The sequence below is a fragment of the Micromonospora sp. NPDC049047 genome, assembly GCF_040649135.1.
In the GTDB taxonomy this organism is placed as follows: domain Bacteria; phylum Actinomycetota; class Actinomycetes; order Mycobacteriales; family Micromonosporaceae; genus Micromonospora.
Window position 1 is genome coordinate 98,524 of the sequence record NZ_JBEZEY010000011.1, and the last position, 24,983, is coordinate 123,506.

Annotated in this window: 25 protein-coding genes; 13 read left to right on the plus strand and 12 right to left on the minus strand. The window is 72.0% G+C overall.

Annotated features, from left to right (window positions below; translation table 11 throughout):
* Positions 1–27 precede the first annotated feature (27 nt).
* Both AB0B86_RS19215 and AB0B86_RS19220 read left to right on the plus strand, forming a co-directional pair.
* Positions 28–819: a phosphatase PAP2 family protein gene (locus AB0B86_RS19215; protein ID WP_357403988.1), complete on the plus strand. Its 792-nt coding sequence runs from the start codon at positions 28–30 to the stop codon at positions 817–819.
* A 37-nt stretch (positions 820–856) separates the two neighbouring features.
* Positions 857–1,561 carry a phosphatase PAP2 family protein gene (locus AB0B86_RS19220; RefSeq protein WP_357403986.1) on the plus strand — a complete coding sequence of 235 codons (705 nt, stop codon included), beginning with the start codon at positions 857–859 and terminating at the stop codon, positions 1,559–1,561.
* 13 nt (positions 1,562–1,574) lie between these two features.
* Here AB0B86_RS19220 and AB0B86_RS19225 read toward each other — a convergent pair whose 3' ends face one another.
* The 6 genes from AB0B86_RS19225 to AB0B86_RS19250 all read right to left on the minus strand — a co-directional run bounded on the left by AB0B86_RS19225 (position 1,575) and on the right by AB0B86_RS19250 (position 6,887).
* Positions 1,575–2,753: a MarP family serine protease gene (locus tag AB0B86_RS19225; protein WP_357403983.1), complete on the minus strand. Its 1,179-nt coding sequence runs from the start codon at positions 2,751–2,753 to the stop codon at positions 1,575–1,577.
* 63 nt (positions 2,754–2,816) lie between these two features.
* Positions 2,817–3,509, minus strand: coding sequence for a CoA pyrophosphatase (locus tag AB0B86_RS19230; protein ID WP_357403981.1), 693 nt, complete (start codon positions 3,507–3,509; stop codon positions 2,817–2,819).
* The gene (locus tag AB0B86_RS19235; RefSeq protein ID WP_357403979.1) at positions 3,506–4,174 is read right to left on the minus strand and encodes a TlpA disulfide reductase family protein; all 669 of its coding nucleotides are present in this window, start codon (positions 4,172–4,174) and stop codon (positions 3,506–3,508) included. Before AB0B86_RS19235 ends, AB0B86_RS19230 begins: the two co-directional genes overlap by 4 nt.
* The gene (nth, locus tag AB0B86_RS19240; RefSeq protein ID WP_357403977.1) at positions 4,171–4,959 is read right to left on the minus strand and encodes an endonuclease III; all 789 of its coding nucleotides are present in this window, start codon (positions 4,957–4,959) and stop codon (positions 4,171–4,173) included. The genes AB0B86_RS19235 and nth overlap by 4 nt, the downstream gene beginning before the upstream one ends.
* A gap of 39 nt (positions 4,960–4,998) precedes the next feature.
* Entirely contained in the window at positions 4,999–6,168 is a 1,170-nt protein-coding gene (locus AB0B86_RS19245; RefSeq protein ID WP_357403975.1) for a CapA family protein, read from the minus strand.
* A gap of 56 nt (positions 6,169–6,224) precedes the next feature.
* Positions 6,225–6,887 (minus strand): adenosylcobinamide amidohydrolase, encoded by a 663-nt coding sequence (locus tag AB0B86_RS19250; protein ID WP_357418824.1) that lies wholly within the window; start codon positions 6,885–6,887, stop codon positions 6,225–6,227.
* Between the two features lie 143 nt (positions 6,888–7,030).
* On the opposite strand from AB0B86_RS19250, the gene AB0B86_RS19255 reads away from it, so the two are divergent.
* The 9 genes from AB0B86_RS19255 (at position 7,031) to AB0B86_RS19295 (ending at position 17,876) form a co-directional block, all read left to right on the plus strand.
* Positions 7,031–7,708, plus strand: a complete 678-nt coding sequence (locus tag AB0B86_RS19255; protein ID WP_076467173.1) for a Crp/Fnr family transcriptional regulator — start codon at positions 7,031–7,033, stop codon at positions 7,706–7,708.
* A 114-nt stretch (positions 7,709–7,822) separates the two neighbouring features.
* Entirely contained in the window at positions 7,823–8,566 is a 744-nt protein-coding gene (locus AB0B86_RS19260) for a metallophosphoesterase family protein (RefSeq protein WP_357418826.1), read from the plus strand.
* Between the two features lie 190 nt (positions 8,567–8,756).
* Positions 8,757–9,362 carry a TetR/AcrR family transcriptional regulator gene (locus tag AB0B86_RS19265; protein WP_357403968.1) on the plus strand — a complete coding sequence of 202 codons (606 nt, stop codon included), beginning with the start codon at positions 8,757–8,759 and terminating at the stop codon, positions 9,360–9,362.
* 38 nt (positions 9,363–9,400) lie between these two features.
* Positions 9,401–10,198, plus strand: coding sequence for a TIGR03084 family metal-binding protein (locus AB0B86_RS19270; protein WP_357418828.1), 798 nt, complete (start codon positions 9,401–9,403; stop codon positions 10,196–10,198).
* Positions 10,195–11,871: an acyclic terpene utilization AtuA family protein gene (locus AB0B86_RS19275; protein WP_357418831.1), complete on the plus strand. Its 1,677-nt coding sequence runs from the start codon at positions 10,195–10,197 to the stop codon at positions 11,869–11,871. Before AB0B86_RS19270 ends, AB0B86_RS19275 begins: the two co-directional genes overlap by 4 nt.
* Entirely contained in the window at positions 11,868–13,064 is a 1,197-nt protein-coding gene (locus tag AB0B86_RS19280; protein WP_357403962.1) for an acyl-CoA dehydrogenase family protein, read from the plus strand. The genes AB0B86_RS19275 and AB0B86_RS19280 overlap by 4 nt, the downstream gene beginning before the upstream one ends.
* 55 nt (positions 13,065–13,119) lie before the next feature.
* Complete coding sequence (locus AB0B86_RS19285) at positions 13,120–14,721, plus strand: carboxyl transferase domain-containing protein (protein ID WP_357403960.1); 1,602 nt, start codon at positions 13,120–13,122, stop codon at positions 14,719–14,721.
* 13 nt (positions 14,722–14,734) lie between these two features.
* Positions 14,735–16,696 (plus strand): biotin carboxylase N-terminal domain-containing protein, encoded by a 1,962-nt coding sequence (locus AB0B86_RS19290; RefSeq protein ID WP_357403958.1) that lies wholly within the window; start codon positions 14,735–14,737, stop codon positions 16,694–16,696.
* A 16-nt stretch (positions 16,697–16,712) separates the two neighbouring features.
* Positions 16,713–17,876, plus strand: a complete 1,164-nt coding sequence (locus AB0B86_RS19295; protein WP_357403956.1) for an acyl-CoA dehydrogenase — start codon at positions 16,713–16,715, stop codon at positions 17,874–17,876.
* Positions 17,877–18,047: 171 nt separating this feature from the next.
* Here AB0B86_RS19295 and AB0B86_RS19300 read toward each other — a convergent pair whose 3' ends face one another.
* Together AB0B86_RS19300 and AB0B86_RS19305 are read right to left on the minus strand one after the other, a co-directional pair.
* On the minus strand, positions 18,048–19,061 hold the full coding sequence (locus AB0B86_RS19300) for a hypothetical protein (RefSeq protein ID WP_357403954.1): 1,014 nt from the start codon (positions 19,059–19,061) through the stop codon (positions 18,048–18,050).
* A complete protein-coding gene (locus AB0B86_RS19305) occupies positions 19,058–19,405 on the minus strand; it encodes a PadR family transcriptional regulator (protein ID WP_357403952.1) in 348 nt (115 codons plus the stop codon). Before AB0B86_RS19305 ends, AB0B86_RS19300 begins: the two co-directional genes overlap by 4 nt.
* Positions 19,406–19,475: 70 nt before the next feature.
* Between AB0B86_RS19305 and AB0B86_RS19310 the strand changes: the two genes are divergently transcribed.
* Positions 19,476–20,168 (plus strand): hypothetical protein, encoded by a 693-nt coding sequence (locus AB0B86_RS19310; protein ID WP_357403950.1) that lies wholly within the window; start codon positions 19,476–19,478, stop codon positions 20,166–20,168.
* Positions 20,169–20,192: 24 nt separating this feature from the next.
* Here AB0B86_RS19310 and AB0B86_RS19315 read toward each other — a convergent pair whose 3' ends face one another.
* Complete coding sequence (locus AB0B86_RS19315; protein ID WP_357403948.1) at positions 20,193–21,374, minus strand: hypothetical protein; 1,182 nt, start codon at positions 21,372–21,374, stop codon at positions 20,193–20,195.
* Complete coding sequence (locus tag AB0B86_RS19320) at positions 21,371–22,312, minus strand: transporter substrate-binding domain-containing protein (RefSeq protein WP_357403946.1); 942 nt, start codon at positions 22,310–22,312, stop codon at positions 21,371–21,373. Before AB0B86_RS19320 ends, AB0B86_RS19315 begins: the two co-directional genes overlap by 4 nt.
* 168 nt (positions 22,313–22,480) lie before the next feature.
* On the opposite strand from AB0B86_RS19320, the gene AB0B86_RS19325 reads away from it, so the two are divergent.
* Positions 22,481–22,822 (plus strand): hypothetical protein, encoded by a 342-nt coding sequence (locus AB0B86_RS19325; RefSeq protein WP_357403943.1) that lies wholly within the window; start codon positions 22,481–22,483, stop codon positions 22,820–22,822.
* Here the strand turns inward: AB0B86_RS19325 and AB0B86_RS19330 are convergent.
* Complete coding sequence (locus AB0B86_RS19330; protein WP_357403941.1) at positions 22,809–24,320, minus strand: serine/threonine-protein kinase; 1,512 nt, start codon at positions 24,318–24,320, stop codon at positions 22,809–22,811. The two genes, AB0B86_RS19325 and AB0B86_RS19330, sit on opposite strands and share 14 nt — an antisense overlap.
* A 30-nt stretch (positions 24,321–24,350) precedes the next feature.
* A complete protein-coding gene (locus AB0B86_RS19335) occupies positions 24,351–24,854 on the minus strand; it encodes a hypothetical protein (protein WP_357418835.1) in 504 nt (167 codons plus the stop codon).
* Positions 24,855–24,983 lie beyond the last annotated feature (129 nt).

Sequence of the window (24,983 nt, forward strand, 5' to 3'; positions counted from 1 at the left end):
GCCGACCGGTGGGGTAGAACCGTTCGCATGAGCGCGTCTGGTCCACGTACCCTCGGCACCGCCCGGCACTCGTCCTGGCGGCACCGCCGAGTCGACCCGGACCATGCGCTCGGGCTGCGGCTGACCCTGGCCACGACGGCGGCGTTCCTGGTGCTTGTGCCCTTCGCGCTGCTCGCGTTGTTGGTGCTCGGCGCCTGGGCGCCGCTGCACCGACTGGACACGGCGGTCACCGGGGCCTTGCACGGCTACGCCGTGCAGCACCCGGCCTGGGTCGCGCTGATGCGGATCTGGAGTGAGGTGTTCGCGCCCATGCCGCTGCGGGCTGTCGCCCTGCTCGTGGTGATCTGGCTGCTGCGCCGGGGAGCCCGCCGGCTGGCACTCTGGGTGACCACCACGATGGTGGTGGGTGGGTTGTTCGGTCCGTTGCTCAAGCTGCTCGTCGGGCGGGACCGGCCGGAGTTGCTGGATCCGGTGGCTCGGGCGGCCGGCTATTCGTTCCCCTCCGGTCACGCGCTCAACGCCACCCTGACGGCGGGGGTGCTGCTGCTGGTGTTCCTGCCATACGTGGGCCGAGGGCTGGCGCGGGTCGCGCTCTGGGTCGCCGCGCTGCTGCTCACCGTGGTGACGGGGTTGAGCCGGGTGGCGCTCGGCGTGCACTTCACAAGCGACGTGCTCGGCGGCTGGCTGCTCGGCGTGGCGGTGGTCGCGGCGACCACCGCCGCGTTCACCAGTTGGCGGGCCCACGTCGGCCTGCGGCCCGTCCAGCCGGCCCGCGAGGGCGTCGCTCCCGAGGTCGAGCGGGAACCTGGCGCGGCCTGAGGCGTGCCGGCGAGCCGCACCGGGTACTGGCCCACCCATGTCCGACACCCTGGTCCAGATCATCCGGCGGGTGCTGCTGCCGGTGTCCCTCCTGTTTGGCGTCATGGTGCTGCTCGGGGTGCTTGTCACCCGGGTCTTCGAGCGGACCTGGCCGTTCACCGTCGAGGACGCGGTGAACCGGGAACTCGCCGGCGACCGCACCGGCGGCTGGAACGACGTCTCGCTGGTGTTCAGCACGCTGGCCAGCACCCAGATGATCGTCGTGGTCACCGTGCTTGTGGCGTTGGCGTTGCGGCTCTGGTTGAACCGCTGGCGGGAGCCGCTGTTCCTGTGCGCGGCGGTGACCGCCCAGGCGCTGGTGTTCCTGCTGACCACGCTGGTGATCGACCGGCAGCGGCCGGCGGTGGAGCACATGGATGTCTCGCCGCCCACCTCGAGCTTCCCGTCCGGTCACACCTCGGCGGCGGTGGCGCTCTACGTCGGGATCGCCGTGCTGATGGCCCTGCGGGCGCGGAGCACCGGGGCGAGGGTCGCCTGGTGGACGCTGCTGCTGGTGGTGCCGCTGGGGGTGGCGTTGACCCGGCTGTATCGGGGGATGCACCACCCGAGCGACGTGGTGGCGTCCTTCCTCAACGGCGGCACCTGCGTCGCGATCATGGCCCGGGCGGTGCTGGACCGCGGGCTGCGGTGGGGGCGGGCGAAGTTGCCGAGCACGCGACAAGCCGCACCGGCGCCCAACTGACTCCGGACGGCGCTCAGGTGCACTCGCCGGTGCCGACCTGCCGGTTACGTTCGGCACCGGCCAGCGCCACCGGGCGGGCCTCGGCGGCGGTCACCGCGAAGCCGGTGTTCGGGTCGTCCGCCGCCGCCGCGAAGATCACGCCGAGCACCAGACCGTTCGCGGAGAGCAGCGGACCGCCCGAGTTACCGCTGCGGACCAGCGCCCGGATCGTGTAGATGTCTCGGGTGACGTCGCCGTCGGAGTAGATGTCCGGCCCTTTGATCTTGTCGACGTCGCGGATCCGGGCCGACTGCGCGTTGTAGGGGCCGTCGAGCGGGAACCCGAGCACTATGGCGTCGGTGCCGCTGCCCGCGTTTCCGGCGGCGAACCGCAGGGACGGACCGGGGAGTCCGGGTACGAGCAGCACGGCCAGGTCCCGGTCCGGGTCGTAGACGACCACCTTGCCGTCGTACCGCTCGCCGCCCAACTCCACGGCGACCGAGCGGGTCCCGGCGACGACGTGCGCGTTTGTCATCACCCGGTCGTCGGCGTACACGAAGCCGGAACCCTCGATGCGGCGTGAGCAACTGGGCGCGGAACCGAGCACCTTGACGACCGACCGCTGACCGTTGACCACCACCTGCGAGCCGGCCAGCGCCGGGTCGGGCGGCTCGACCTGCCGGACCCGGGTGGGCGCGAGACCGCCGAAGGGGTCCCGGAACCCGTCGGTGCCGAGGGTGTCCTGCAATGCCGTGGTGAGATCCTGCGCCTTGTTCGGCAGCACCCGGTTCACCGCGGTGATCAGCGCGCTGTTGCGCACCGCGGCGGCGATCCACGGCACCTCGGACGAGCCGAACGGCACGGCGATCAGCCACCCGAACAGGAGCACCGCGAGCAGCGAGACGGCGGCTCCGCCGATGTCGTCGGCCCGCCTGCCCACCTCACTGGTGATCGTCTTACGTAGGCGCGAGCCGAGCCAACCGGCGAGCGCCTGCCCGATCACCGCCAGCCCGAAGATCGTCACCAGCGAGATCAGCACCCGGGTGATCGGTTCCACGAACTGCTTGGCGAACAGCGGCCCGAGCTGGAGACCCAGCAGCAGGCCCAGGAAGAACCCGGCGAGCGACAGGACGCCGATGGCGAAGCCCTGGCGGTATCCGCTGATCGCGAACAGGAGCATGAGCAGGAGCAGCAGCAGATCCACGACGGACACGGGTCAAGCGTACGGGCAGTGTGCCCACGGGATGACCGCCGCTTGCGGAAAGTGAACGTGCGGTCAGCGCAGGGCAGTCTCGTCGGCGTCGTCGGTGCCTGCCGAGGGGGCCGGGGTTGCCCCGCTCGGCGGCAGCTCCACCACCCGGTCGCGCGGCCACGGACGGGCCCAGCCGCCCATCTCCAACAGGGTGGCCAGCACCCCTGCGGTGAAGCCCCAGACCAGCATCCCGCGGGCCGAGAACGCCGGACCGATCCAGCCGCTCGGGTGGCGAACCCGCAGCCGGTTGGCCGGGTCGACAAGCTCGCTCACCGGCAGGCGGGCCACGTGCGCCACTTCGGCAGGTTCCCGGGGGTGCACCGGGTGCGGGTCGTGCCACCAGGCCAGCACCGGGGTCACCACGAAGTCGCTTACCGGGATCCACAGTTTCGGCAGCTCGGCCAGCACTGTCACGGTTGTCGGGTCGAGGCCGACCTCCTCGTTGGCCTCGCGCAGCGCGGTGGCGCGTACGTCGGCGTCCTCCGGGTCGGCCGCGCCTCCGGGGAAGGCCGGCTGGCCGGCGTGCGTACGCAGGGTGGCGGCGCGTTGCAGGACCAGCACGTCGGGGCCGACGCCGGGCTGCTCGCCGAGCAGCACCAGTACGGCGCTCTCCCGGCCGCCCTCGGCTGGCGTGGTCAGCCGGGTGAAGTCCTCGGCGCGGGCGGTGCCGAGCCGGGTCAGCAGCGGCTCGATCCATTCGGGCGGTCGACGGGTCACGCGGACACCGTCAGGCCGAGGTGCGTGCGGACCAGTTCGGCGAGTTGGGCGTCGTCGAGCGCGCCGCTGGCGTCGATGTGCCGGACCCGACCATCGGCGTCGACGAAGATGGTCATGGGGAAGAAATTGCGCTCCAGCTGGCGTTGCAGGGCCTCACCCTGGTCGACGAGGATCGGGAACCGGATGCCGAAGTCCTCCCCGAGGGACTGCGCCGCACTGCGGCTGTCCCGACTGTTGACCCCGATCACCTGGAGCTGACCGGCGGCCCGCTCACTGAGGCGTTGGAAGGCGGGCAGCTCCTTCTGGCATGGCGGGCACCAGGAGGCCCACACGTTGATCACCGCGGGACCGGCCACGTCCCGCAGGGCGACGGGGGCACCGCCGGTGAAGCAGGCGAGCGTCAGCTCCGGCAGCGCCTTACCGCCAGCGGCGCCGGCCGTGGGGGCCCCACCGGTAGCGGAGGCCGCCGGGTCGGGCGCGGCAGTCGTGGCGGAGCCGGACGACGTGGCCCTGGGCGGTGTGCGCAGCGTGGAGCAGTCCCGGAACGGCGATGGTCGCTCGGCCGCGGCCCGGCTGGGGGTCGGAGCGCCGTCGTCCGCGCCGCTCGTGCAGCCGGCGAGGGTCAGCAGCAGCGGCAGGATCACCAGGGCGAGGCGGCGGTTCACGGCACCTCCGCGGCGATCGCCTGGGCGGGCACCAGCTCCGGATCGACCCCGGCGGCCACCGCCAGGTCCCGCGCCCGAGGGCCCTTGAGCAGCTTCGCGGCGGCGGCGGGCTCGGTCGGGCCGGTGCCGTACGAGGGGCAGAGCTTCGCCAGTGTGCACGCGCCGCAGGCGGGCTTGCGGGCATGGCAGACCCGTCGCCCGTGGAAGATGATCCGGTGCGACAGCATGGTCCAGTCGCGTTTCGGGTACATCGCGCCGATCGCGTGCTCGATCTTGACCGGGTCGGTCTCGCTGGTCAGCCCCCAGCGATGCACAAGCCGCTGAAAGTGCGTGTCGACGGTGATGCCGGGTACGTCGAAGGCGTTGCCGAGGATCACGTTTGCGGTCTTCCGGCCGATCCCGGGCAGCGTCACCAGGTCGGCGAGCCGGCCGGGGACGCGGCCGTCGTACCGGTCGAGGAGAGCCTGACCGAGCTTGATCAGCGAGTCGGTCTTGTTCCGGTAGAAGCCGGTGGGCCGGATCAACTCCTCCATCTCGCCACGGTCGGCCCCGGCGTACGCGGCGGCGCTCGGGTAACGGGCGAAGAGTTTCGGAGTGACCTCGTTGACCTTCTTGTCCGTGCACTGCGCGGACAGGATCGTGGCGACGGACAACTCCAGCGCGCTTGAGTGGTCCAGTTCGCAGTGCGCGTCGGGATGCGTCTCGGCGAGCACCCGGCCGATCTTGCGGGCGCGGCGTGTGCGCCCGAGGTCGGTCTCGCTGACGCCGGGGGGACTACTTGTCACGACGGTCAGCCTACGTCGCGCCCCGGCCGCTCCCCCGGGTCAGCCGCCCGTGGGCGGGGAGATCTTGCCCGGACCGTCGAACCGGGCACCGCTCTTCGGGAAGTCGCTCCGGCTCAGGTCGCCGATCAGGCCCAGGCCCCGGTCGTTCGGGTCGAGCGTCGGCTTACCGGCGTCGTTCATGTACGTCGAGGTGAACGAGCCACCGGCCCAGGCGCCGTCCGGCTTCAGCGACACCTTCAGCACCCCGCCCCACCCGAGGCGGCCGTCGTTGTTGAGCGAGTTGCCGCCGCCGGCGAAGTTGCCGAGGCTGTACGCGATCAGCCGCCCCTGGTAGAACTCCATGCCGCGCAGCACGTGCGGCCCGTGCCCGACGATCAGATCGGCACCGGCGTCGATCATCGCGTGTGAGAACTTGACCGGGTCGCCCCGGTTCTCGCCCAGGAACATCTCGGTGCCCGGCTTGACCCGGGTCTTCTCCGCTCCCTCGCCACCCATGTGCACCTGCACCACGACCAGGTCGGCCATGGTGGCGGCCTTGGCGATCACCGTCTTCGCCGTGGCGATGTCGACAAGGCTGTTGGACCAGACGTACGACGAGAAGCCGACCACCGCGACCTTGACGCCCTTGACGTCGACCACTGTGATCTGGTCCGGCGCACCTGTGTGCTTCAGGTCGTACTTCTCCAGCGCCTGCTGGGTGTTCTGGTAGCCCTTCGGCCCGTAGTCGTAGCCGTGGTTGTTGGCCTGGTTGAGCACGTGGAAGCCGGCGTCGCGCAGGTGCGCTGCGTACTCCGGTGGGGCCCGGAACTGGAAGCAGCGGGTGGAGTTGGCCCCGCACTTGCCGGTGCCGGTGTCCACGGTCAGCGGCTCTTCCAGATTGCCCATCACCAGGTCGGCTTTGAGCGCCTCGGTGACGGAGGCGAAGAACCCCTTGCCGCCGCCGGCGGGCAGTCGGCTCGGCGCGTTGCCCATGATGATGTCGCCGGTGGCGGAGAGCGAGATCACGCCGCCCGCGGCGGAATCCTCCGGGCCAGTGGTGGTCACCGGAGCGCCGGTGCCACCGCCGCCGGCACCGGGCTGCCAGACGGGGGCGGGGGCGCCGCCGGGGTCGCTGCCGCAGCCGGCGGCGAGCAGGGTGGCCAACAACGCGGCGAGGCCGAGGACGACGTGGCGACGCCGGCGGGACGCGGGAGGGGTCGGAGAATACATCGCTCGCGACCCTACCGGGCCGACAACGCGCCGACGACAGCCGATCGGCTGGAAGTTCAGCCCCGGAACTGCTCTGACCAGGGCACGACTGCCCGCGCACCCCCGGCGCGCACCGCCGCGTGCACCGCTCGGGCGAGCGGGGCACCCCAGGTGGAGCGCGGCCCCCCGTACGCGGCCTCCGGCCCGTCGACCGGGCAGAGCACCGTGACCGCGTCGGTCGGGGTGCCGGTCCCCGGCAACCCGAGTTCAGTGATCGCCTGGGTCTTCGCCTCGGTCGCCGTGGCCACCGCGTTGACGAGCGCCGAGTCGGCGAGTCGGGCCGGCACGTACACCACGATGTTGACGGTGCCGACCCGGTGGGCCAGCTCGACCGGGGCCGGCGCGGCCGCGAGCAGCGGCGTGCCGAGCCCGACCGTCGCCCAGGCCCGCACCCCGGTGTCGGTCCGCGCCACCACCTCGGCCACGTCGACGCCGGTCAGCAGACCGACGCCGGGTCCGTCGAGGGCGAGGTCGGCGGCGAGCGCGCTCAGGTGGGCGGCCGGGTCGTCCCGGTCGTACGACATCGGCACCGTCGCGTTCAGCACCCAGTGTCGGGCGCCGATTCCACCGCCGAGTGGGCCGCTGCTGACGGCGCGTAGGGGTCCGTCGGCGCGCCACAGGAGCAGCGGGATGTCCCACCCGTCCTCGGGGCGACTGGTCAGAGTCGGCTCGCTCAGCACGTCGGGCAGGTTACGCCCAACGATCAAGATTCCAGGGGCGACCTCTGATTCATGCTCATGTGCGCCTAGACTTGGCGGCGCGCGAGGGGATCAGCGGACGGCGACCCCGGCCGACGGACGGCCCGCGTAACCGGAGGTGCGCGATGGACGAGGTACTTGCCCGCAGCGGGATCTTCCAGGGTGTCGACCCGGAAGCTGCCGAGGCGCTTGCCAAGGAGATGGAGACGATCGAGGTCCGCAAGGGCGAGGTCGTCTTCAATGAGGGCGAGCCCGGTGACAGCCTCTATATCCTGCTGTCCGGGAAGATCAAGGTTGGTCGGCGCGCCGCGGACGGCCGGCAGAACCTGATCGCGGTGATGGGGCCCTCGGACATGGTCGGTGAGCTGTCGCTCTTCGACCCGGGTCCGCGTACGGCGACCGCCACCGCGGTAACGGACACCCGCCTGGTACGACTGCGCAAGCAGGCGCTGCGGCCCTGGCTCGCCAACCGGCCGGAGATCGCCGAGCAGCTGCTTCGGGTGCTCGCCCGACGCCTGCGGCGGACGAACGACTCGCTCGCCGACCTGATCTTCACGGACGTGCCGGGTCGGGTCGCGAAGAACCTGCTCCAGATGGCTGGCCGGTTCGGCACCCGCGACGGTGGCGTCCTGCGGGTGACCCACGACCTCACCCAGGAGGAGATCGCCCAGCTCGTCGGCGCCTCCCGGGAGACGGTCAACAAGGCGCTCGCCGACTTCGCCTCGCGCGGCTGGCTGCGGCTGGACGGCAAGAGCATCATCATCCTGGACCCGGAGCGCCTGGCCCGTCGCGCCCGCGTCTGATCTGAGCGGTACGTCGCGTCCCCGCCTTCCGTCACCGACGGGCGGCGGGGACGTTTCGTCTGCCCGCCGCAGAAATGCTGGCTCGGGGACGGCCGAAGCGGTGAGGGTGGGGCCATGGTGAACAGAGTTGCTGTCCTCTCCGATATTCACGGCGTACTCCCCGCGCTGGAGGCCGTGTTGGCCGAGCCGGACGTCGCCGCCGCCGACCTCCTCGTGCTGACCGGCGACATCGCGTCCGGCCCGCAGCCGGTCGAGGTGCTGGACGTGCTCGCCAACCTGGGTGACCGGGTCTGCTGGGTGGGCGGCAACTGCGAACGTGAGCTGGTCGACGCGCGGGCCGGCCGGCCCGCCGCTTTCGAGGTGTCCAACTGGGCGGCCGGGCAGCTCCGCGAGGACCAGGTGGCCCGACTCGCGGCCCTGCCGGCGACGGCGACTGTCGAGATCGACGGTCTCGGGCTGACGCTGTTCTGTCACGCGACCCCTCGTGACGACGAGGAGGTGGTGCTCGTCGACTCCCGGATGTCCCGCTGGGCGGAGGTGTTCGCGGGCCTCCCGGCGGAGGTCTCGACGGTGGTCTGCGGCCACACCCACATGCCGTTCACCCGGCTGGTCGATCGACGTCTGGTGGTCAACCCGGGCAGCATCGGCATGCCGTACGGGGGTGCGGGCGCGTGGTGGGCGCTGCTCGGGCCGGGCGTCCAACTGCGCCGCACCGCCTTCGACGTGGACGCGGCGTGCGCCCGGGTGGCCGCGGAGTCCACCTTCCCCGACGCGGCGGCGTGGGCCGACGAGTACCTGCGCTCCGAGCACAGCGACGCCGACGCGCTGGCCGTCTTCGGCCCCCGCGACGGCCGCTGACCCGGCCGGTCGGGGACCTGGGTGAGCGTGCCTTCAGAGCTGACTCGTCTGCGACATCAGCTCCGAAGGAAGCACACCGCAGGCCAACCGCTGAGCCACGTCCCCCCACCGCCGCGAGTTCAGTGCGGCAACGCGGCACACAAAAAAAGTCAGTCTTGACTGTTTGTTTCGGAGGCAGCAGGCTGTTCCCGTGTCCACCGCATCGACGCGCGTCCCTCAGCAGGAACGCAGCCGTGCCACCCAGGCCCGGCTGCTGGACGCGACAGTCGACTGCCTGATCGAGCACGGCTGGTCCGGCACCACGACCACAGTCGTCGCCGCGCGGGCCGGTGTCTCGCGCGGCGCCCAACTGCACCACTACCCGACCAAGGCGGCCCTGGTGACGGCCGCCGTGGGTCATCTCGCCGAGCGGCGGGCCGCCGAGTTACGCACCGAGGCCGAGGCGTTGCCGGCCGGCCCGCAGCGGCTGGACCGGGTGATCGACCTGCTCGGCGTGGCGTTCACCGGGCCACTGTTCGTGGCGGCTCTCGAACTCTGGGTCGCCGCCCGGACCGACCGGGAACTCCGCGACGCCCTGGTGCCACTGGAGGCCACTGTCGGCCGGGAGATGCACCTCCTCACCGTGGCGCTCCTCGGTGTCGACGAGCGCCGACCCGGCGTCCGCGAGGCGGTCCAGGCCACTCTCGACCTGCTCCGCGGGCTCGGGGTGGCCAACCTCCTCAGCGACGATTCGACCCGCCGTGCTGCCCTGCTGAGCACCTGGAAGCGCCAACTCGCCACAGTGCTCACGCCCTGACCGCCGGCCACGCCGGCCACTACCGACCGGAGGCACCCATGGTCGACCACACCGACCTGCTCGCGGATCTGGCCGCCGAGTCCGCCCAACTGGATCGCCTGGTGGCGCCGTTGCCGGCGGCCGACTGGGCCCGCCCGACCCTCGCGCCGGGCTGGAGCATCGGGCACCAGATCGCCCACCTCGCCTGGACCGATCACGTGTCGCTGCTGGCGGCCACCGATACCGAGGCGTTCTTCGCGGCGGTGACCGCCGCACCCGACCCGACGCGGATGGCCGACGACGGCGCCGAGGAGTTCCTCGCCCCACCGGCGGAGCTGCTCGCCCGCTGGCGGGCCGGCCGGACGGCGCTCGCCGACGCGCTGGCCGCCGTCCCGGCCGGCGAGAAACTGCAGTGGTTCGGCACCCGGATGTCGGCCACCTCGATGGCGACCGCCCGGATCATGGAGACCTGGGCGCACGGCGAGGACGTGGCCGAGGCGCTCGGCGTCGTCCGACCCGCGAGCGACCGGCTCCGGCACATCGCGCACCTCGGTGTGCGTACCCTCGGGAACGGCTTCGCCGCCCACGGCCGGGACATCCCGACGACGCCGATCCGGGTCGAGCTGGTCGGGCCCGGCGGCGACCTCTGGACCTGGGGTCCGGCGGACGCCGCCGACCGGCTGAGCGGGCCCGCCCTGGACTTCTGCCTGCTCGTCACCCAGCGCCGACACCGCGCGGACCTCGCCCTGGTCGCCACCGGGCCGGTCGCAGACGAGTGGCTCGACGTGGCGCAGGCGTTCGCCGGGCCGCCCGGCGACGGCCGGAGGCCCGTCGGCGAAGACGGCACGCCTACATGATCCGGATCGGCAACGCCTCCGGCTTCTACGGTGACCGGTTCACCGCCTGGCAGGAGATGCTCGACGGCGGCGAACTGGACGTGCTGACCGGTGACTACCTGGCCGAGCTGACCATGCTGATCCTCGCCCGGGATCGGCTGCGCGACCCGAACCTGGGCTACGCGAAGACCTTCCTGCGGCAACTGGAGACGTGCCTCGGCACCGCCCTGGAACGGGGGGTGCGGATCGTGACGAACGCCGGCGGGTTGAACCCGGCCGGTCTGGCCGCCGCCATCGGCGCGCTCGCCGGCCGGCTGGGCCTACCGGCCCAGGTCGGGTACGTCGAGGGCGACGCCATCGGGCGACCGGACGCGTTGAGCGTGAACGCCTACCTCGGCGCGTTCGGCATCGCGGCCTGCCTGGACGGCGGAGCGGACGTGGTGGTCACCGGCCGGGTCACCGACGCGTCGCTGGTGACCGGCCCGGCCATCGCGCACTACGGCTGGAGCCGCGACGACCTCGACGAACTGGCCGGGGCAACAGTCGCGGGGCACCTGATCGAATGCGGCGCACAGGTCACCGGTGGCAACTTCAGCTTCTTCACCGAACTGCCCGACGGTGGGCACCGACCCGGATTTCCGATCGCCGAGGTGCATCCGGACGGCTCGACGGTGCTCACCAAACACGCTGGCACCGGCGGCGCTGTCACTGTGGAGACGGTCACCGCACAGCTGCTCTACGAGATCGGTGGGCCTGCGTACCTGGGGCCGGACGTGGTGGCCCGGCTGGACACCGTGGCGTTGCGCCAGGACGGGCCGGACCGGGTCCGGGTCTCCGGCGTCCGGGGCACCCCGCCGCCGCCAACGCTCAAGGTGGGCGTCAACAACCTCGGCGGCTTCCGCAACTCGATGACCTTCGTCCTCTGCGGACTCGACATCGAGGCCAAGGCCGCCCTGGTCCGCGGGCAGGTCGAGGAGGCGGTGGGGAAGGACGGGCTGGAGTTCACGCTGGCCCGGACCGACCACCCGGACGCCGCCGACACCGAGGCCGCCAGCGCCCTGCTGCACGTACACCTGCGCGACGTCGACAGGGCGCGAGCCGGGCGGGCCTTCTCGGCCGCCGCTGTGGAGTTGGCGCTGGCCTCGTACCCGGGCTGCACGCTGACCACCCTGCCCGGCGACGCGACCCCGTACGGCGTCTTCACCGCCGACGCGGTGCCGCAGGACGCGGTGGCGCACGTCGCGGTGCTGCCCGGTGGTGAGCGGGTGCCGATCGCCCCACCGATCCGCACCGCGCCGGTACCCGTGGACGAGACGGTCCCCGACGGCGTCGCGCCGGTCGGCGGCCCGACCTGGCGCGGGGCGCTCGGCGAACTGGTCGGCGCGCGCTCGGGCGACAAGGGCGGTGACGCCAACCTCGGGGTCTGGGCCCGGACCGACGCCGGGTACGCGTGGCTGCGCGCCTGGCTGACCGTCGAGCGGCTGGCCGAGCTGTTGCCGGAGACCGCGCCGCTGTCGGTGCGGCGCTACGAGCTGCCGAACCTGCGCGCTGTCAACTTCGTGATCGAGGGCCTGCTCGGGGCGGGGGTGGCCGCGTCCACCCGGTTCGACCCGCAGGCCAAGGCGCTCGGGGAGCTGCTGCGCGCCCGCATCGTCGACCTGCCCGCCGATGTGCCGCCGGGGGTGACGCCGTGAGCATCGTGGACACGCCGGAGCGGCGGCAGCTACGCGAGTTGACAAGGGCCTTCGTGACCCGGGAGGTGCTGCCGCACCTGGACGACTGGGAGCGGGCCGGCGAGGTGCCCCGGGCGTTGCACGCGAGCGCCGCGAAGCTCGGCCTGCTCGGCATCGGCTTCCCCGAGTCGGTGGGCGGCAGCGGCGGCGACCTGCTCGACACGATCATCGTGACCGAGGAGTTGATCCGCTCCGGCGGCTCGTCGGGGCTGGTGGCGGCCCTGTTCACGCACGGCATCGCGGTGCCGCACCTCGTCGCGGCGGCCGGTGCCCGCACCGGTGGGTCGCTTGGCGGTCGGCTCGGCGGCACCGCGTCCCCGGGCGACGACGATCTGATCGAGCGGTACGTCCGGCCCACCCTGGCGGGCACGATGATCGGCGCGTTGGCGATCACCGAGCCGGACGGCGGTTCGGATGTGGCCGGCATCCGCACGACCGCCCGCCGGGACGGCGACCACTACGTGGTGAACGGGTCGAAGGCGTACATCACCAGCGGGCACCGGGCCGACTTCGTGACCACAGCTGTGTGCACCGGATTCCCCGGCAGCGGTGGACTGACCCTGCTGGTCATCGACAAGGGGTCGCCCGGCTTCACGGTGGGGCGCCGGTTGGAGAAGCTGGGCTGGCACTGCTCGGACACCGCCGAGCTGTTCTTCGCGGATGTGCGGGTGCCGGTCGCCAACCGGGTCGGCGCGGAGAACACCGGCTTCCTGGCGATCATGCAGCACTTCGCCGCGGAGCGGCTGTCGCTGGCGACCCAGGCGTACGCGACGGCGCAGCGCTGCGTCGAGCTGGCGACGCGCTGGTGCCGGGACCGGGAGACCTTCGGGCGTCCACTGGCGAGCCGGCAGTTGATCCGGCACCGGTTGGCCGAGATGCACACCCGGGCCGAGGCGGCCCGGTCGTACGTGCACGAGGTGGCCGCCCGGGTGGCCGCCGGTGAGCCGGTGGTGACCGAGGTGGCGATGGCGAAGAACGTGGCGGTGGCCGCCTGCGACCACGTCGTCGACCAGGCGTTGCAACTGCACGGCGGCTTCGGCTACCTGCGCGACGCCGAGGTGGAGAGGCACTACCGCGATGCCCGGATCCTGGGCATCGGCGGCGGCACCACCGAGATCATGAACGAGATCATCGCGAAGGGCATGGGCCTGTGAGCGCGAGGAGTGAGCCGGGTCTGCGAGCCCCGCAGTCGCGAACGAAGGAGCCACTGTGAGCATCCTGGACAGCGCGGTCGACCCGGCCGCTCCCGGGTACGCGGCGAACCGGGCCGCACTGCTGGAGCGGCTTGCCGAGCTGGACGCCGCGCTGGACCAGGCGCGGGCGGGCGGCGGCGAGAAGTACGTGTCCCGGCACCACAAGCGCGGCAAGCTGCTCCCCCGGGAGCGGATCGAGCTGCTTGTGGACGCGGACAGCCCGTTCCTGGAGCTGTCACCTGTCGCCGCGTACGGCACCGACTTCCCGGTCGGGGCCAGCGTGGTCACCGGCATCGGTGTGGTCGAGGGTGTGGAGTGCCTGATCGTCGCCAACGACCCGACGGTACGCGGTGGCGCGGTCAACCCGTGGTCGCTCGCCAAGACCCGGCGGGCCGGTGAGATCGCCCTGGCCAACCGGCTGCCGATGGTCAACCTTGTCGAGTCGGCCGGGGCGGACCTGCCCACCCAGGCGGAGATCTTCATCCCGGGTGGTCGGGTGTTCCGGGACCTGACCCGGCTCTCGGCGGCGGGCATCCCCACTGTCAGCGTGGTCTTCGGCAACGCCACTGCCGGTGGCGCGTACGTGCCGGGGATGTCCGACCACGTGATCATGATCAGGGACCGGTCGCAGGTCTACCTGGCCGGGCCGCCGCTTGTGAAGATGGCGACCGGCGAGGTCACCGACGACGAGTCGTTGGGCGGCGCGGAGATGCACGCCGGCACGTCCGGGCTGGCCGACTATCTGGCCTCCGACGAGCGCGACGGCATCCGGCTGGCCCGGCAGTGCGTACGCCGGCTGAACTGGCGCAAGCACGGCCCGTCGCCGCGGACGGCGGTGCCGCAACCGCCGAAGTACGACCCGGAGGAGCTGCTCGGCATCACCAGTGCCGACCTGAAGGTGCCGTTCGACCCGCGCGAGGTGCTGGCCCGGATCCTGGACGGCAGCGACTTCGACGAGTTCAAGCCGGCGTACGGGGACGCGCTCGTCACCGGCTGGGGCGAGCTGCACGGGTACCCGGTGGGCGTGCTGGCGAACGCCCGGGGGGTGCTGTTCAGCGCGGAGGCGCAGAAGGCGGCCCAGTTCATCCAGCTCGCGAACGCTGCCGACACGCCGCTGATCTTCCTGCAGAACACGACCGGCTACATGGTGGGCACCGAGTACGAGCAGCGCGGCATCATCAAGCACGGCGCGTTGATGATCAACGCGGTGTCGAACTCGACGGTGCCGCACCTGACGGTGAACCTGGGCGCCTCGTACGGTGCCGGCAACTACGGCATGTGCGGTCGGGCGTACGAGCCGAGGTTCCTGTTCACCTGGCCGAACGCGAAGTCGGCGGTGATGGGCCCGGCCCAGCTCGCCGGGGTGCTGTCCATCGTGGCCCGGCAGGCCGCCGCTGCCCGGGGACGCTCCTTTGACGAGGAGTCCGACACCGCGATGCGGATGATGGTCGAGCAGCAGATCGAGTCGCAGTCGGGCGCGCTCTTCCTCTCCGGCCGGCTCTACGACGACGGGGTGATCGATCCCCGGGACACCCGTACCGTCCTCGGGCTCTGCCTCTCGGCGATCCACAGCGGACCGGTGAAGGGCGCCGACGGTTTCGGCGTCTTCCGGATGTGAGAGGGCTACGCGGATGATCCAGAGACTGCTTGTTGCCAACCGGGGTGAGATCGCCCGTCGGATCTTTGCCACCTGCCGCACGCTCGGCATCACCACGATCGCCGCGTACTCGGACGCGGACGCCGACGCGCCGTTCGTCGCCGAGGCCGACCTGGCCGTACACCTGCCGGGAAACACGCCTGCCGAGACGTACCTGGACATGGTGCAGATCCTGCGAGCGGCCCGCCGGTCCGGCGCGGACGCCGTGCACCCCGGCTACGGATTCCTGGCCGAGAACGCCGAGTTCGCCATGCGGGTCGCCGAGCACGCCGGGCTGACCTGGGTCGGCCCGCCGGCCAAGGTGATCGCCGCGATGGGCGACAAGATGGCCGCCAAGGCGTTGCTCGCCGACGCGGGCGTGCCGATGCTGCCCACGTGGACCGACGCCGGGCAGGTCACCGACTACCCCGTGCTGGTCAAGGCCACAGCGGGCGGCGGCGGCCGGGGCATGCGGGTGGTCCGCGACCCGGACGGGCTCGCGGAGGCCGTCGCCTCCGCGCGCCGCGAGGCGGCTGCGGCGTTCGGCGACGGCACGGTCTTCATCGAGCGGTACGTCGAGCGCGGCCGGCACGTCGAGGTGCAGATCTTCGGCGACACCCACGGCACTGTGGTGGCCCTCGGGGCGCGTGACTGCTCGATCCAGCGCCGGCACCAGAAGATCGTCGAGGAGGCTCCCGCGGTCCTGACGCCGGAGCTGCGGGACCGGCTGCACGCCGCGGCGGTGGCCGCCGGCCGGGCGGTCGAGTACGTGGGCGCCGGCACTGTCGAGTTCCTGCTCGCCCCCGACGGCCAGTTCCACTTCCTGGAGATGAACACCCGCCTCCAGGTCGAGCACCCGGTCACCGAGGCGGTCACCGGGCTGGACCTGGTCCGGCTGCAACTGCTTGTCGCCGAGGGTGAGCCGCTACCGCTCACGACAACTCCGCCGGCCGACGGTCACGCAATCGAGGTACGGCTCTGCGCCGAGGATCCGGCCCAGAACTTCCGCCCGGTCACCGGCACCCTGCACCGATTCACGATCCCCGGGTTGACCAGCGAGTTCACCCCGACGAAGGGCCTGCGCCTGGATTCCGGTGTGCTGGCCGGGTCGAGCGTGAGCGTGCACTACGACTCGATGCTGGCCAAGCTGATCGCCTGGGCGCCCACCCGCGCCGAGGCGGCCCGGGCGCTGGCCGGCGCACTCGCGCGGGCCGAACTGCACGGCGTGACCACCAACCGGGATCTGCTGGTCCGGGTGCTGCGCAGCCCCGACTTCGCCGCGCTGGAGGTCGACACCGGCTTCCTCGATCGGCATGCGGAGGTGTTCGAACCGCTGCTGCCCGCCGAGCTGCTGCCGGTGGCGGCGCTGGCCGCCGCGCTGGCCTCGGCCGCCGCGCGTCGGGCGAGCGCCCCCGTGCTCGCCGGGCTCCCCTCGGGTTGGCGCAACGTGCCGGCGTTTCCGCAGGTGGCCCGGTACGCCGATCGGACCGGGCGGGAGATCGAGGTCCGCTACCGGCTGGCTCGGGACGGCGGCCTCGCCGAGTGGTCGACGGATCCGGCCAGCGAGATACCGGCCCGGCTGGAGGAGGCCACCCCGGACCGGGTGGTGCTCACCGTGTTGGAGAGCCGGTGGCAGTTGCGCGTACACCGGGTGGGTTCGGAGGTGTTCGTGGACGGCCCGGCGGGGGCGGCGAGCCTGACCGAGCTGCCGCGTCTCCCGCTGCCCACAGTGGAGCTGGCGGCCGGTTCGCTGCTCGCGCCGTTGCCCGGCGTGGTGACCCGGGTGCACGTCGAGGTGGGCCAGCGGGTCGCGGCCGGCGATCCGCTGCTCACCCTGGAAGCGATGAAGCTGGAACATCAGGTGCTCGCCCCCGCCGACGGTGTGGTCGCCGAGTTGCCGGTGCCGGCCGGCGGTCAGGTACGCACCGGCGCCGTGCTTGCCGTCATCGAAGACTGATGAGGAGAACCCCTTGATGACCTTCGACCTCACCCCCGAGCAGGACCAGCTCCGCGACGCCGTGCGGGCGTTGGGCCGCCGCTACGGTCATTCCTATTTCGTGGCGAAAGCGAAATCGGGGGAACACACCACCGAGCTGTGGGCCGAGGCGGGACGGCTCGGCTACCTGGGGGTCAACATCCCCACGGAGTACGGCGGTGGTGGCGGCGGCATCACCGAGCTGGCCATCGTCTGCGAGGAGCTGGCGGCGGCGGGGTGCCCGCTGCTGCTGCTCGTGGTCTCTCCCGCCATCGCGGCGACAGTGCTCAACCGGCACGGCACCGAGGAGCAGCGCAAGCGGCACCTGCCCGGCCTCGCCGACGGCTCCCAGAAGATCGTCTTCGCGATCACCGAGCCGGAGGCCGGTTCCAACTTCCACCGGCTGGGCACTGTCGCCCGTCGCGACGGCGACGGGTGGCTGCTCAACGGCCGCAAGTGCTACATCTCCGGGGTCGACGAGGCAGGCCACGTCCTGGTGGTGGCCCGTACCGAGGATTCCGCCACCGGCAAGCTCAAGCCGGCGCTGTTCCTGGTGCCGACCGACGCCGCCGGGCTGACCCGGTCCAAACTGGACATGGAGATCGTGTCCCCGGAGAACCAGTTCCTGCTCTACCTGGACGACGTGCGGCTCCCCGCCGACGCGCTGCTCGGTGAGTCGCTGGACGCCGGACTGCCGGCGCTCTTCGCCGGGCTCAACCCGGAGCGGATCACGGTGGCCGCGATGGGTGCCGGCACCGGCCGCTACGCCATCGAGCGGGCCAGCGAGTACACCGCGACCCGCAAGGTCTGGGGTGGCCGGAGCATCGGCTCGCACCAGGGCGTGTCCCATCCGTTGGCACACGCGGCGGTGCAGGTGGAGTTGGCCCGCCTGATGATCCAGAAGGCTGCCACCCTGTACGACGCGGGCCGCGACCTGGAAGCCGGGGTGGCCGGCAACATGGCCAAGTACGCGGCCGGCGAGGCAGCAGCCCTCGCTGTCGACACCGCCGTCCAGGTGCTCGGCGGGGCCGGCATGACCACCGAGTACGGGGTGGCCACGCTGCTCGGTGCGGTACGGGCCGGCCGGATCGCCCCGGTCAGTCGGGAGATGATCCTCAACTTCGTGGCCCAGCACGTCCTCGGTCAGGAGAAGTCCTACTGAGCCGACCCGCCCGGCCTGCCCGGCCCGCCCGGCCTGCCCGGCCTGCCCGGCCTGCCCGGTCTGCCCGGCCCGGATGATCGACTCGGTTTCTTTGAGCCGGGGGTGTCCACGGCCCATCGATGCCCCGACTTTCACGAGAACCGAGTCGATCACCTGCGGTCCGCGTCCTGCCTACGCTTCGGACGTCCCCGGCCGCTCGCGGTGGTGCAGGATCACCACGGCCACCGCGAAGAGCAACACGGGGGCCAGCACCAGCGTCGACCACTGCGCCCAGGTGAGCGCATCGAGGACACCGTCGTGGCCGGAGCGCTCCAGGAACGTCCCGGGAGTCCCGAGCCCCACCCGGGTGAGCAGCAGGATGACGCCGACCGGAACGACGAGCGCGAGCAGGCGCAGTCGGAGCACCGTCGGCGTCGACAGGACGGCAATGGCGAAGAGCAGGTATCCGGTGCTCAGCAGGATCGCCTCGACCCGACCGACACCGACGGTGAATACCAACGAGCCGTAGATGGGCGACGTCGAGCTGTCCGCGGCGGTCAGCAGGGCGATGCTCGGCGCACCGACGCTGACAAGCGTCGCCGCCGCCAGTGTGCCGAGCCGCCAGCGTGCGAGGGTGGCAGTGGCGGAACGGGGAGCGCGGACGGCGAGGGCCAGCGGGACCAGCGCGGCGACCACGGCCGGCCAGAGGTTGAAGACAGTCGAGTACTGCAGGTAGGCCTCAGCGACCCGAACCACCTCGAACGCCGCGCCGCCAACGGCGATGGCGGCTGCGGCCCGGCCCCACCCGGATGCGGCGAACACCGCAACGACGAGCCACAGCGCCGCCACGAGACCAACCGGCCAGAAGACGAACTCCTCACCGATCCCGTCGGGATAGCTCTCCGCGAACATGGCGAGGTGCAGCACCGGAACGCGCGCGTCGCGCACGAACAACAGCAGCGCGGCGACAAGGCCGAGCAGCTGCGCCGCATCCCGCCACGCGTCGACCGAGAACCGGGCGCCGACCTGTCGGACGTGCGCCCGCACCGCCCCACCGAGCAGTGCGAGCACGTCTCGTGCGGCCGGTCTGCGCTGGCCCGGCGCGGCGTCGTCGAGCAACACCCCGATCAACTCGTCCTCGTACTGCCGCCGGTACGCGCGGGGGTAGCAGGCCAGCAGCCACCGGTATGCCTGGTGCAACGTCATGCCACACCGCCTTCGAAGATGAGGCCGGCACGGCGTAGCCGCACGCTCGCCGCGTCGGCGTTGCTCCGCAGCCGCGCCGACTCCTCGGCCAGGCGTTGCACCCCGGCGGCGGTGAGTCGGTAGTACCGACGCAACCGGGACTGCACCTGCTCCTCGCGCTCGATGTCGACGAGGCCTTCGGTACGCAGCCGGTCCAGCGCCGCGTAGAGGGTGCCGGCGCGCAGGTCGACGCGCCCGTCGGAGATTCGGCGGACCTCGTCGAGGACCGCGTAACCGTGCCGGGGGGCCTCGACGAGCGCGGTGAGGATCAGATAGCTCGCCTCTTGCATGGACGCCTTCGTCATTGCCACAGCATATACATTTGGTCTGCATATGCGGGCACCGTCCGACCGCCGCGTCGGAAATACTGAGCCCGTGCGCGACGACGTCGAGTTCGACCGGCTGGTGGAGGGGCTCTACGGCGCCTTCGCCCACCACCGGATGCCCGCCGACATGGAGGCCTGCCCGCACTGCGTGGACCCGGCGTACCTGGCCCGCTTCGCGGCTACCCCGCTGCGGAAGCTGACCACCGACCAGCTCGAGTCCTACCTGGGCAATCGGGGCACCTGGGGGGACGGGACCGAGATCCCGCACCTGCTGCCCCGGTTGCTCGACGCGTTCGCCGGTGGCGAGCTGCCACACCTGCCACCGGAGGCGGCCACCGAGCGGATCCGGGACCAGTGGCCCGGCTGGCCGGCCGCCGAGCGGGCCGCCGTCGAGCGGTTCCTCCTCGGCTGGTGGCGACGGACCCTCGGGGAGTTCCCGTCCACCACCTCGGCCTGGAACCTGCTGGAGGCGGTCGCCGGGCTGCAGATCGACCTCGGGCCGTACCTGGCCGAGTTCGCGCTCACCACGGGCGAGGACACCGCGCGGCACCTGGCCGAGGTCGTCAACGGCTGGTCGTGCCGGGATCCCCTGCCCGACGAGGCGCAGGAGTCGATGCGGCGCTGGCTGGCCGGCGCCACACCCACCGACGTGCTGTGGACCGCCGCCATCAACGCGACAAACCCCCAGATCGCCGACGAGTTGGCCGACGCCGCCGACGCGACGGCACGCCTGCCGCACTGATCGGACCTGCCGCCCGCCACTGGTTCAGCCGGGGATCCGACAGGCGGCGTCGATGCGGTGCACCGGACGGACCCGACGGCCCATGCCCTCCAGCAGCGAGTCCTCGACGTGGAAGTCGCGGATGCGCAGCTGGTACCGGGGCAACTCCTCCTCGCTCGGGCAGAGCACCTGCGCGCGGACCCGATCGACCGGCACGTACCGCACCCCACCCCGCTCCTGCAGGATCACCATGTTGACGTCGTCGGTGGTGATCACGTGCCCGCGGACGTCCTCGGTGGGCCCGTTCTCCGCGCCCACCGTCGTCACGGTGAGCGGCAGCACCGGTGTGCTGATCACCGGCACCGCGGCCCAGAGCAGCATGGCGAGCATCGCCACCTCGGTCACCGACGCCAGCGGCCGGATCACCACGCCCGGCAACGGCCCCGCGATGAAGAGAGCCAGCAGCGGCGGCACCACGAGCAGCGCCAACACCAACAGCTCGCCCTGCTTGCCGGCGTCCCGCAGCGTCGGCAGCAGCAGCCAGCCGTACCCGGCGAGCAGTGCGACGATGATGACAAGTCGTGGCACCACCCGTTGGTGCAGTCGCCCGGGGCGCAACTGGAACGCGGCCGCGAACGCCGGCAGCAGCAATGGCAGATAGAGCAGCGGCCAGGTGATCAGGGCGAGCAGGAAACCGGCAAGCACCACCCAGGCCGGGGTGAGGTCGGCCCAGCGGGCGAAGAGCGGACGACGGCGGGCCCCCGGCGGCAGCCGGTCCGCGCCGACGGCCAGCACCGCCCCGAGCGCGAAGACGGCGACCATGCCGGTGGAGAGCAGCCGGGCCGCAGTGGTCAGGAAGCCGGCGAGCAGGTTGACCGGCCCGACGTTCGCCACCAGCAGCAGTGTGGTCTGAAGTTCGCCGCCCGCCTCCACCCCGAGGCGGAGCACCGAGAAGATCGCCGGTACGCCCACCAGTGCCGTCCAGAAGGACTGACTGGCCCGGGCCCGCCGCTCCGCCGGGTCCCAACGGATCCGCCCGGGCTCGACGTCGGCGACGACCGGGTCGGCTGGCTCGGCGACCGGCCGGTCGACGCGGTCCACCGCCCCCGCCGGCGGTTCGGCTACTGCCGTACCGTCGGTGGCCGGTGCGGCGGCGACGCCCGGCACGGACGTGCGGGGTGGCGGAACCGGGCCGTCGGCGCCGGTTGTGGTCGGCGCCGTGCTCACTTCGCGGGCGCCTTGTCGTCGAAGTCGACAAGCTTCGGCACCTTCAGCGGCTGAGGCTGGCGTTTCTCGACCTTCAGCCACGGGCCCAGGGTGCTGTTGTACGCGCTCTGCCAGGGGCTCACCTCCCCGTTGCGGCCCCGCTCGTAGCTTCGTTGCAGGAAGAACGCGACGAGGTCACGCAGCGCGGGATCGCCGATCGGCACGCCGATGCCCAGCAACTCGCTGGTGCCGAAGGGCATGTCCACGACCTCGAACTCCCTGGGGTAGGTGGCCAGGAATCCGGCGAGGATCGTCTCGTCCGAGCTGACCGCGTCGTACCGGCCAGCCCGGATGCCGTCGACGCAGTCCCCGACGTCCTTCACCACGAACGTCCTGACGCCGTGTTTCTCCAGCTCCGCCTCGGTGGTGGATCCGCCGCTGGTGCAGACCTTGTAGGCCGGGTCACGCAGGTCCTCGATGGTGCGGATCCGGTCCCGGAGGCGGACCGGCACCATCACCTCCTGTGTGGTGACGAAGTACGGCCCGGCGAAGCTGACAAGCTTTTCGCGCTCCTCGGTCATCGAGAAGCTGGACACCACGAGGTCGACGGTGCCGCCCTGCAATGCCGGAATCCGATTCTCGGTGGCCACCGACACGAACTCCAACCGCTGGTCGCCCTCGTAGCCCAGGGAGCGGGCGATGTACCTGCCGATCTCGACGTCGAAGCCGACGTGCTGGCCGTTGCGCAGGTCGCCCATCAACGGCTCCTTGGTGGCGACGCCGATGCGTAGCTGTGCCTGCCGGTAGATGTGCGACTCACGGATCTTCTGCTGCACAGACGGCAGCTCCGGCTCCTGCCGGCTGTCGCAGCCGGCGGCGGCGGCCAGGGTGAGGGTGAGGGCGACCGCCAGGGTCGTCGCGACCGAACGGAGCCGGGACCGGGAACTCTGCACGTTCATGCGGTGACCTCGCTGACGAAACAGCCTGCGGAACACTCAGGGTAGCCAGCGCAAGCTTCTCCGTAGCGACGCCAACCGGACAGCTGGGATGCTCCGAACGAGTGCTGGTTCGGCGCGGCGACCCGACTGCGCGGTTGACAGTCGCCGATGTCGCGACATGCTGGACGAATGAGTCGATTGTCCAGGCCCGACGCGCGGACGGTGGCGGTGCTCGCGGCACTGGGAGCTCTCGTGCCGCTGGCCCTGCTTGTCGTCTGGCGCCGACAGGACCTTGTCGGCGTGGTTCTCGCCCTGCTCTGCGTCCTGCTGGCGACGGTCGCCGGGGTCGCGTTCTCCGCCGCCCGTCAGGCCGACGGCCCGGAGCCGGAGGACCGATCGGCGACCACCGGGCCGCCCGAACTGATGCCGTACGGGATCGACGCGGACACCCTCGACGCCCTGGACAGTCGGGATGCCCTGCGGGCGGTGCGGGACCGGCGACGCGGCTCGGACGGGATCAGCGGCCGGTGAGGGTGGGCGCGGCGAGCGCGTCCGCGCCCCGGCCGGCCAGACACCGGTACGTCCGGTCGATGCTCCCGTCGACCGGGGGCAGCACCTCCAGGTGCCAGCCGCGCGGCTCGGTGATCCCGGTGGTCAACCGGAACGTGGTGGCGCTGCAGACCTGCCGCACCTGCTCGGCGGCGACCACGTCGGCGTAGCCGGCGCCCACCAGGGACACCGGCAGGATGCCCTCGGCGTACGTCTCCCAGGTGTGCCGACCGGTGCAGGACAGCCGGGCCGCCTCGGCGCGGTCGCCGCGGATCCGCATCGGGCCGAAGCACTCCAGCTCGGGCAGGCACCGGGCCCCCTCGGGCAGCACTGTGGGCGTGCCGGCGCCGGTGGTGCAGCCGGGCAGCAGCCCGGTCGCCGGTGCGGCGACCTGGGTGACAGTCGGGTTCGGGGTCGGCGGTGCCGCGTGGTCGGCGAACCACGCCCCGGCGGTGGCGGAGCCGGCGAGCGCGAGGACCCCGGCTCCGCCGAGGAACCAGCGCCGCCAGCGTCGGACACCGGGGGCCGCCGGCTGGGTGTCCTCGATGGGCGGTCGGGGCACCGGCTGGGTGGACACGTACGGGCCGGGGCGGGTCCCGCCACCGCTGACCGCGCCACCGCTGACCGGGGCGCCGCTGACCGGGGCCGACGGTGGGCCGAACGGCAGGTTGGCGAGCAACTCGTGCAGTTCGAGGGCGGAGGGGCGCTCGGCCGGGTCGTTGGCCATGCCGGCACGCAGCACGTCGATCAGCTCGTCCGGGACGCCGGGCAGCGCGGGGAGCGGCTGGTTGAACATCTCCAGGACGGTGATCAGGCTGGGGTTGCGCTCGGACTGCCAACGGGGCGGCCGACCGTGCATCACCGCGTAGAGGGTGGCGCAGAGCGCGTACACGTCGACGGCCGGTGAAGGCGGGCTGTGGCTGAACATCTCCGGCGGCGCGTACGCCGGGGTGAGCACCTCCAGGGTGACCGAGGCATCCCGGTGCTCGGCGAGCACGGCCAGCCCGAAGTCGGCGAGCACCGCCGAGTTGAAGGCCGAGTGGAGGATGTTCGCCGGTTTCACGTCCCGGTGCAGCACCCCGGCCGCGTGCGAGTGGGCCAACGCGTCGGCGATCTTGATGCCGAGGTCGCGGGCCTCCACCGGGTCGAGTGGCGAGGTCCGCATCCGTTCGGCGTACGAGCCGTCGCAGAGCTCCATGATCAGGTAGGGGTGCTGGTCGACGGTGACCCCGACGTCGAAGAGGTCCACCACGTGCGGGTGTGACGACATCCGGCCGGCAGCCCGCGCCTCGCGCAGGAAACGGGCCTGGTCCCGCTCGCTGTCGAGCGTCCGGTTCTCCACCTTGACGGCGACCTCACGGCCCACCGAGATCTGCGTGGCCTGGTAGACGGTCGCATACCCACCCCGGGCAAAGACCCGCAAATCAGTCAGACCAGGCACGATCGGCACCGGTGGGCCGCCGGTCGGGGTGTCGGTCACCGCTCGAAAATACCCAACCCGGCCGGCGGCTCAGCGCACCGTGTCCGCCGGAGCGGCACCGGCCGAACCGGTACCCTCCTCGGCGGGCGTCGCGACCGCAGCGGCGTCGGACGAGGCGACAGCACCGGCCGACGCGCCCCGGCGGGCATCCAGGCGCAGGCCGACGGCGGTGGCCACGGCACCAAGACCCTCCCAGGCCGCCACCCCGAAGAACCGGTCCGGAGCGATGTCGGCGAGCACCGCGATGGTGAACACGGTGAACGTGACAAGCCGGAAGACCACGGTGAATCGATAGAACACCCGCCACTCGGTGATCGTGGCGAGCAGGTAGTAGACGCCCATGTTGAACGCCGCCATCGAGGACGCCAGCAGGAACGTGCCGGTGTAGTCACCGGCAGCACGCGTCTCCGGCACCTCGAACCCGAGCAGGCGCAACTGCGCCTCCGGCCAGAGCAGCCCGACCGCCCCCATCACCAGCGCCAACACGCCGAAGACCGCGATGGTCCAGCCCGCGATGGAACGCGGCAGCTTCATGAAGGGCCTCCCCAGGCACGGCGACGGCCCCCACTGTGGACCGGCACACGGTGGTGACACGCTAGCCCCTCACCCCCACCACCACATCCCCAGAACCGGCAAAAACCGTGCCACCTCCGCCCCTGCCCC

Coding starts and splice junctions, on each gene's coding strand:
- AB0B86_RS19215 (WP_357403988.1), top strand. CDS start 28: ATGAGCGCGTCTGGTCCACGTACCCTCGGCACCGCCCGGCACTCGTCC.
- AB0B86_RS19220 (WP_357403986.1), top strand. CDS start 857: ATGTCCGACACCCTGGTCCAGATCATCCGGCGGGTGCTGCTGCCGGTG.
- AB0B86_RS19245 (WP_357403975.1), bottom strand. CDS start 6,168: ATGTATTCTCCGACCCCTCCCGCGTCCCGCCGGCGTCGCCACGTCGTC.
- AB0B86_RS19255 (WP_076467173.1), top strand. CDS start 7,031: ATGGACGAGGTACTTGCCCGCAGCGGGATCTTCCAGGGTGTCGACCCG.
- AB0B86_RS19260 (WP_357418826.1), top strand. CDS start 7,823: ATGGTGAACAGAGTTGCTGTCCTCTCCGATATTCACGGCGTACTCCCC.
- AB0B86_RS19270 (WP_357418828.1), top strand. CDS start 9,401: ATGGTCGACCACACCGACCTGCTCGCGGATCTGGCCGCCGAGTCCGCC.
- AB0B86_RS19275 (WP_357418831.1), top strand. CDS start 10,195: ATGATCCGGATCGGCAACGCCTCCGGCTTCTACGGTGACCGGTTCACC.
- AB0B86_RS19290 (WP_357403958.1), top strand. CDS start 14,735: ATGATCCAGAGACTGCTTGTTGCCAACCGGGGTGAGATCGCCCGTCGG.
- AB0B86_RS19295 (WP_357403956.1), top strand. CDS start 16,713: ATGACCTTCGACCTCACCCCCGAGCAGGACCAGCTCCGCGACGCCGTG.
- AB0B86_RS19300 (WP_357403954.1), bottom strand. CDS start 19,061: ATGACGTTGCACCAGGCATACCGGTGGCTGCTGGCCTGCTACCCCCGC.
- AB0B86_RS19305 (WP_357403952.1), bottom strand. CDS start 19,405: ATGACGAAGGCGTCCATGCAAGAGGCGAGCTATCTGATCCTCACCGCG.
- AB0B86_RS19320 (WP_357403946.1), bottom strand. CDS start 22,312: ATGAACGTGCAGAGTTCCCGGTCCCGGCTCCGTTCGGTCGCGACGACC.
- AB0B86_RS19325 (WP_357403943.1), top strand. CDS start 22,481: ATGAGTCGATTGTCCAGGCCCGACGCGCGGACGGTGGCGGTGCTCGCG.
- AB0B86_RS19335 (WP_357418835.1), bottom strand. CDS start 24,854: ATGAAGCTGCCGCGTTCCATCGCGGGCTGGACCATCGCGGTCTTCGGC.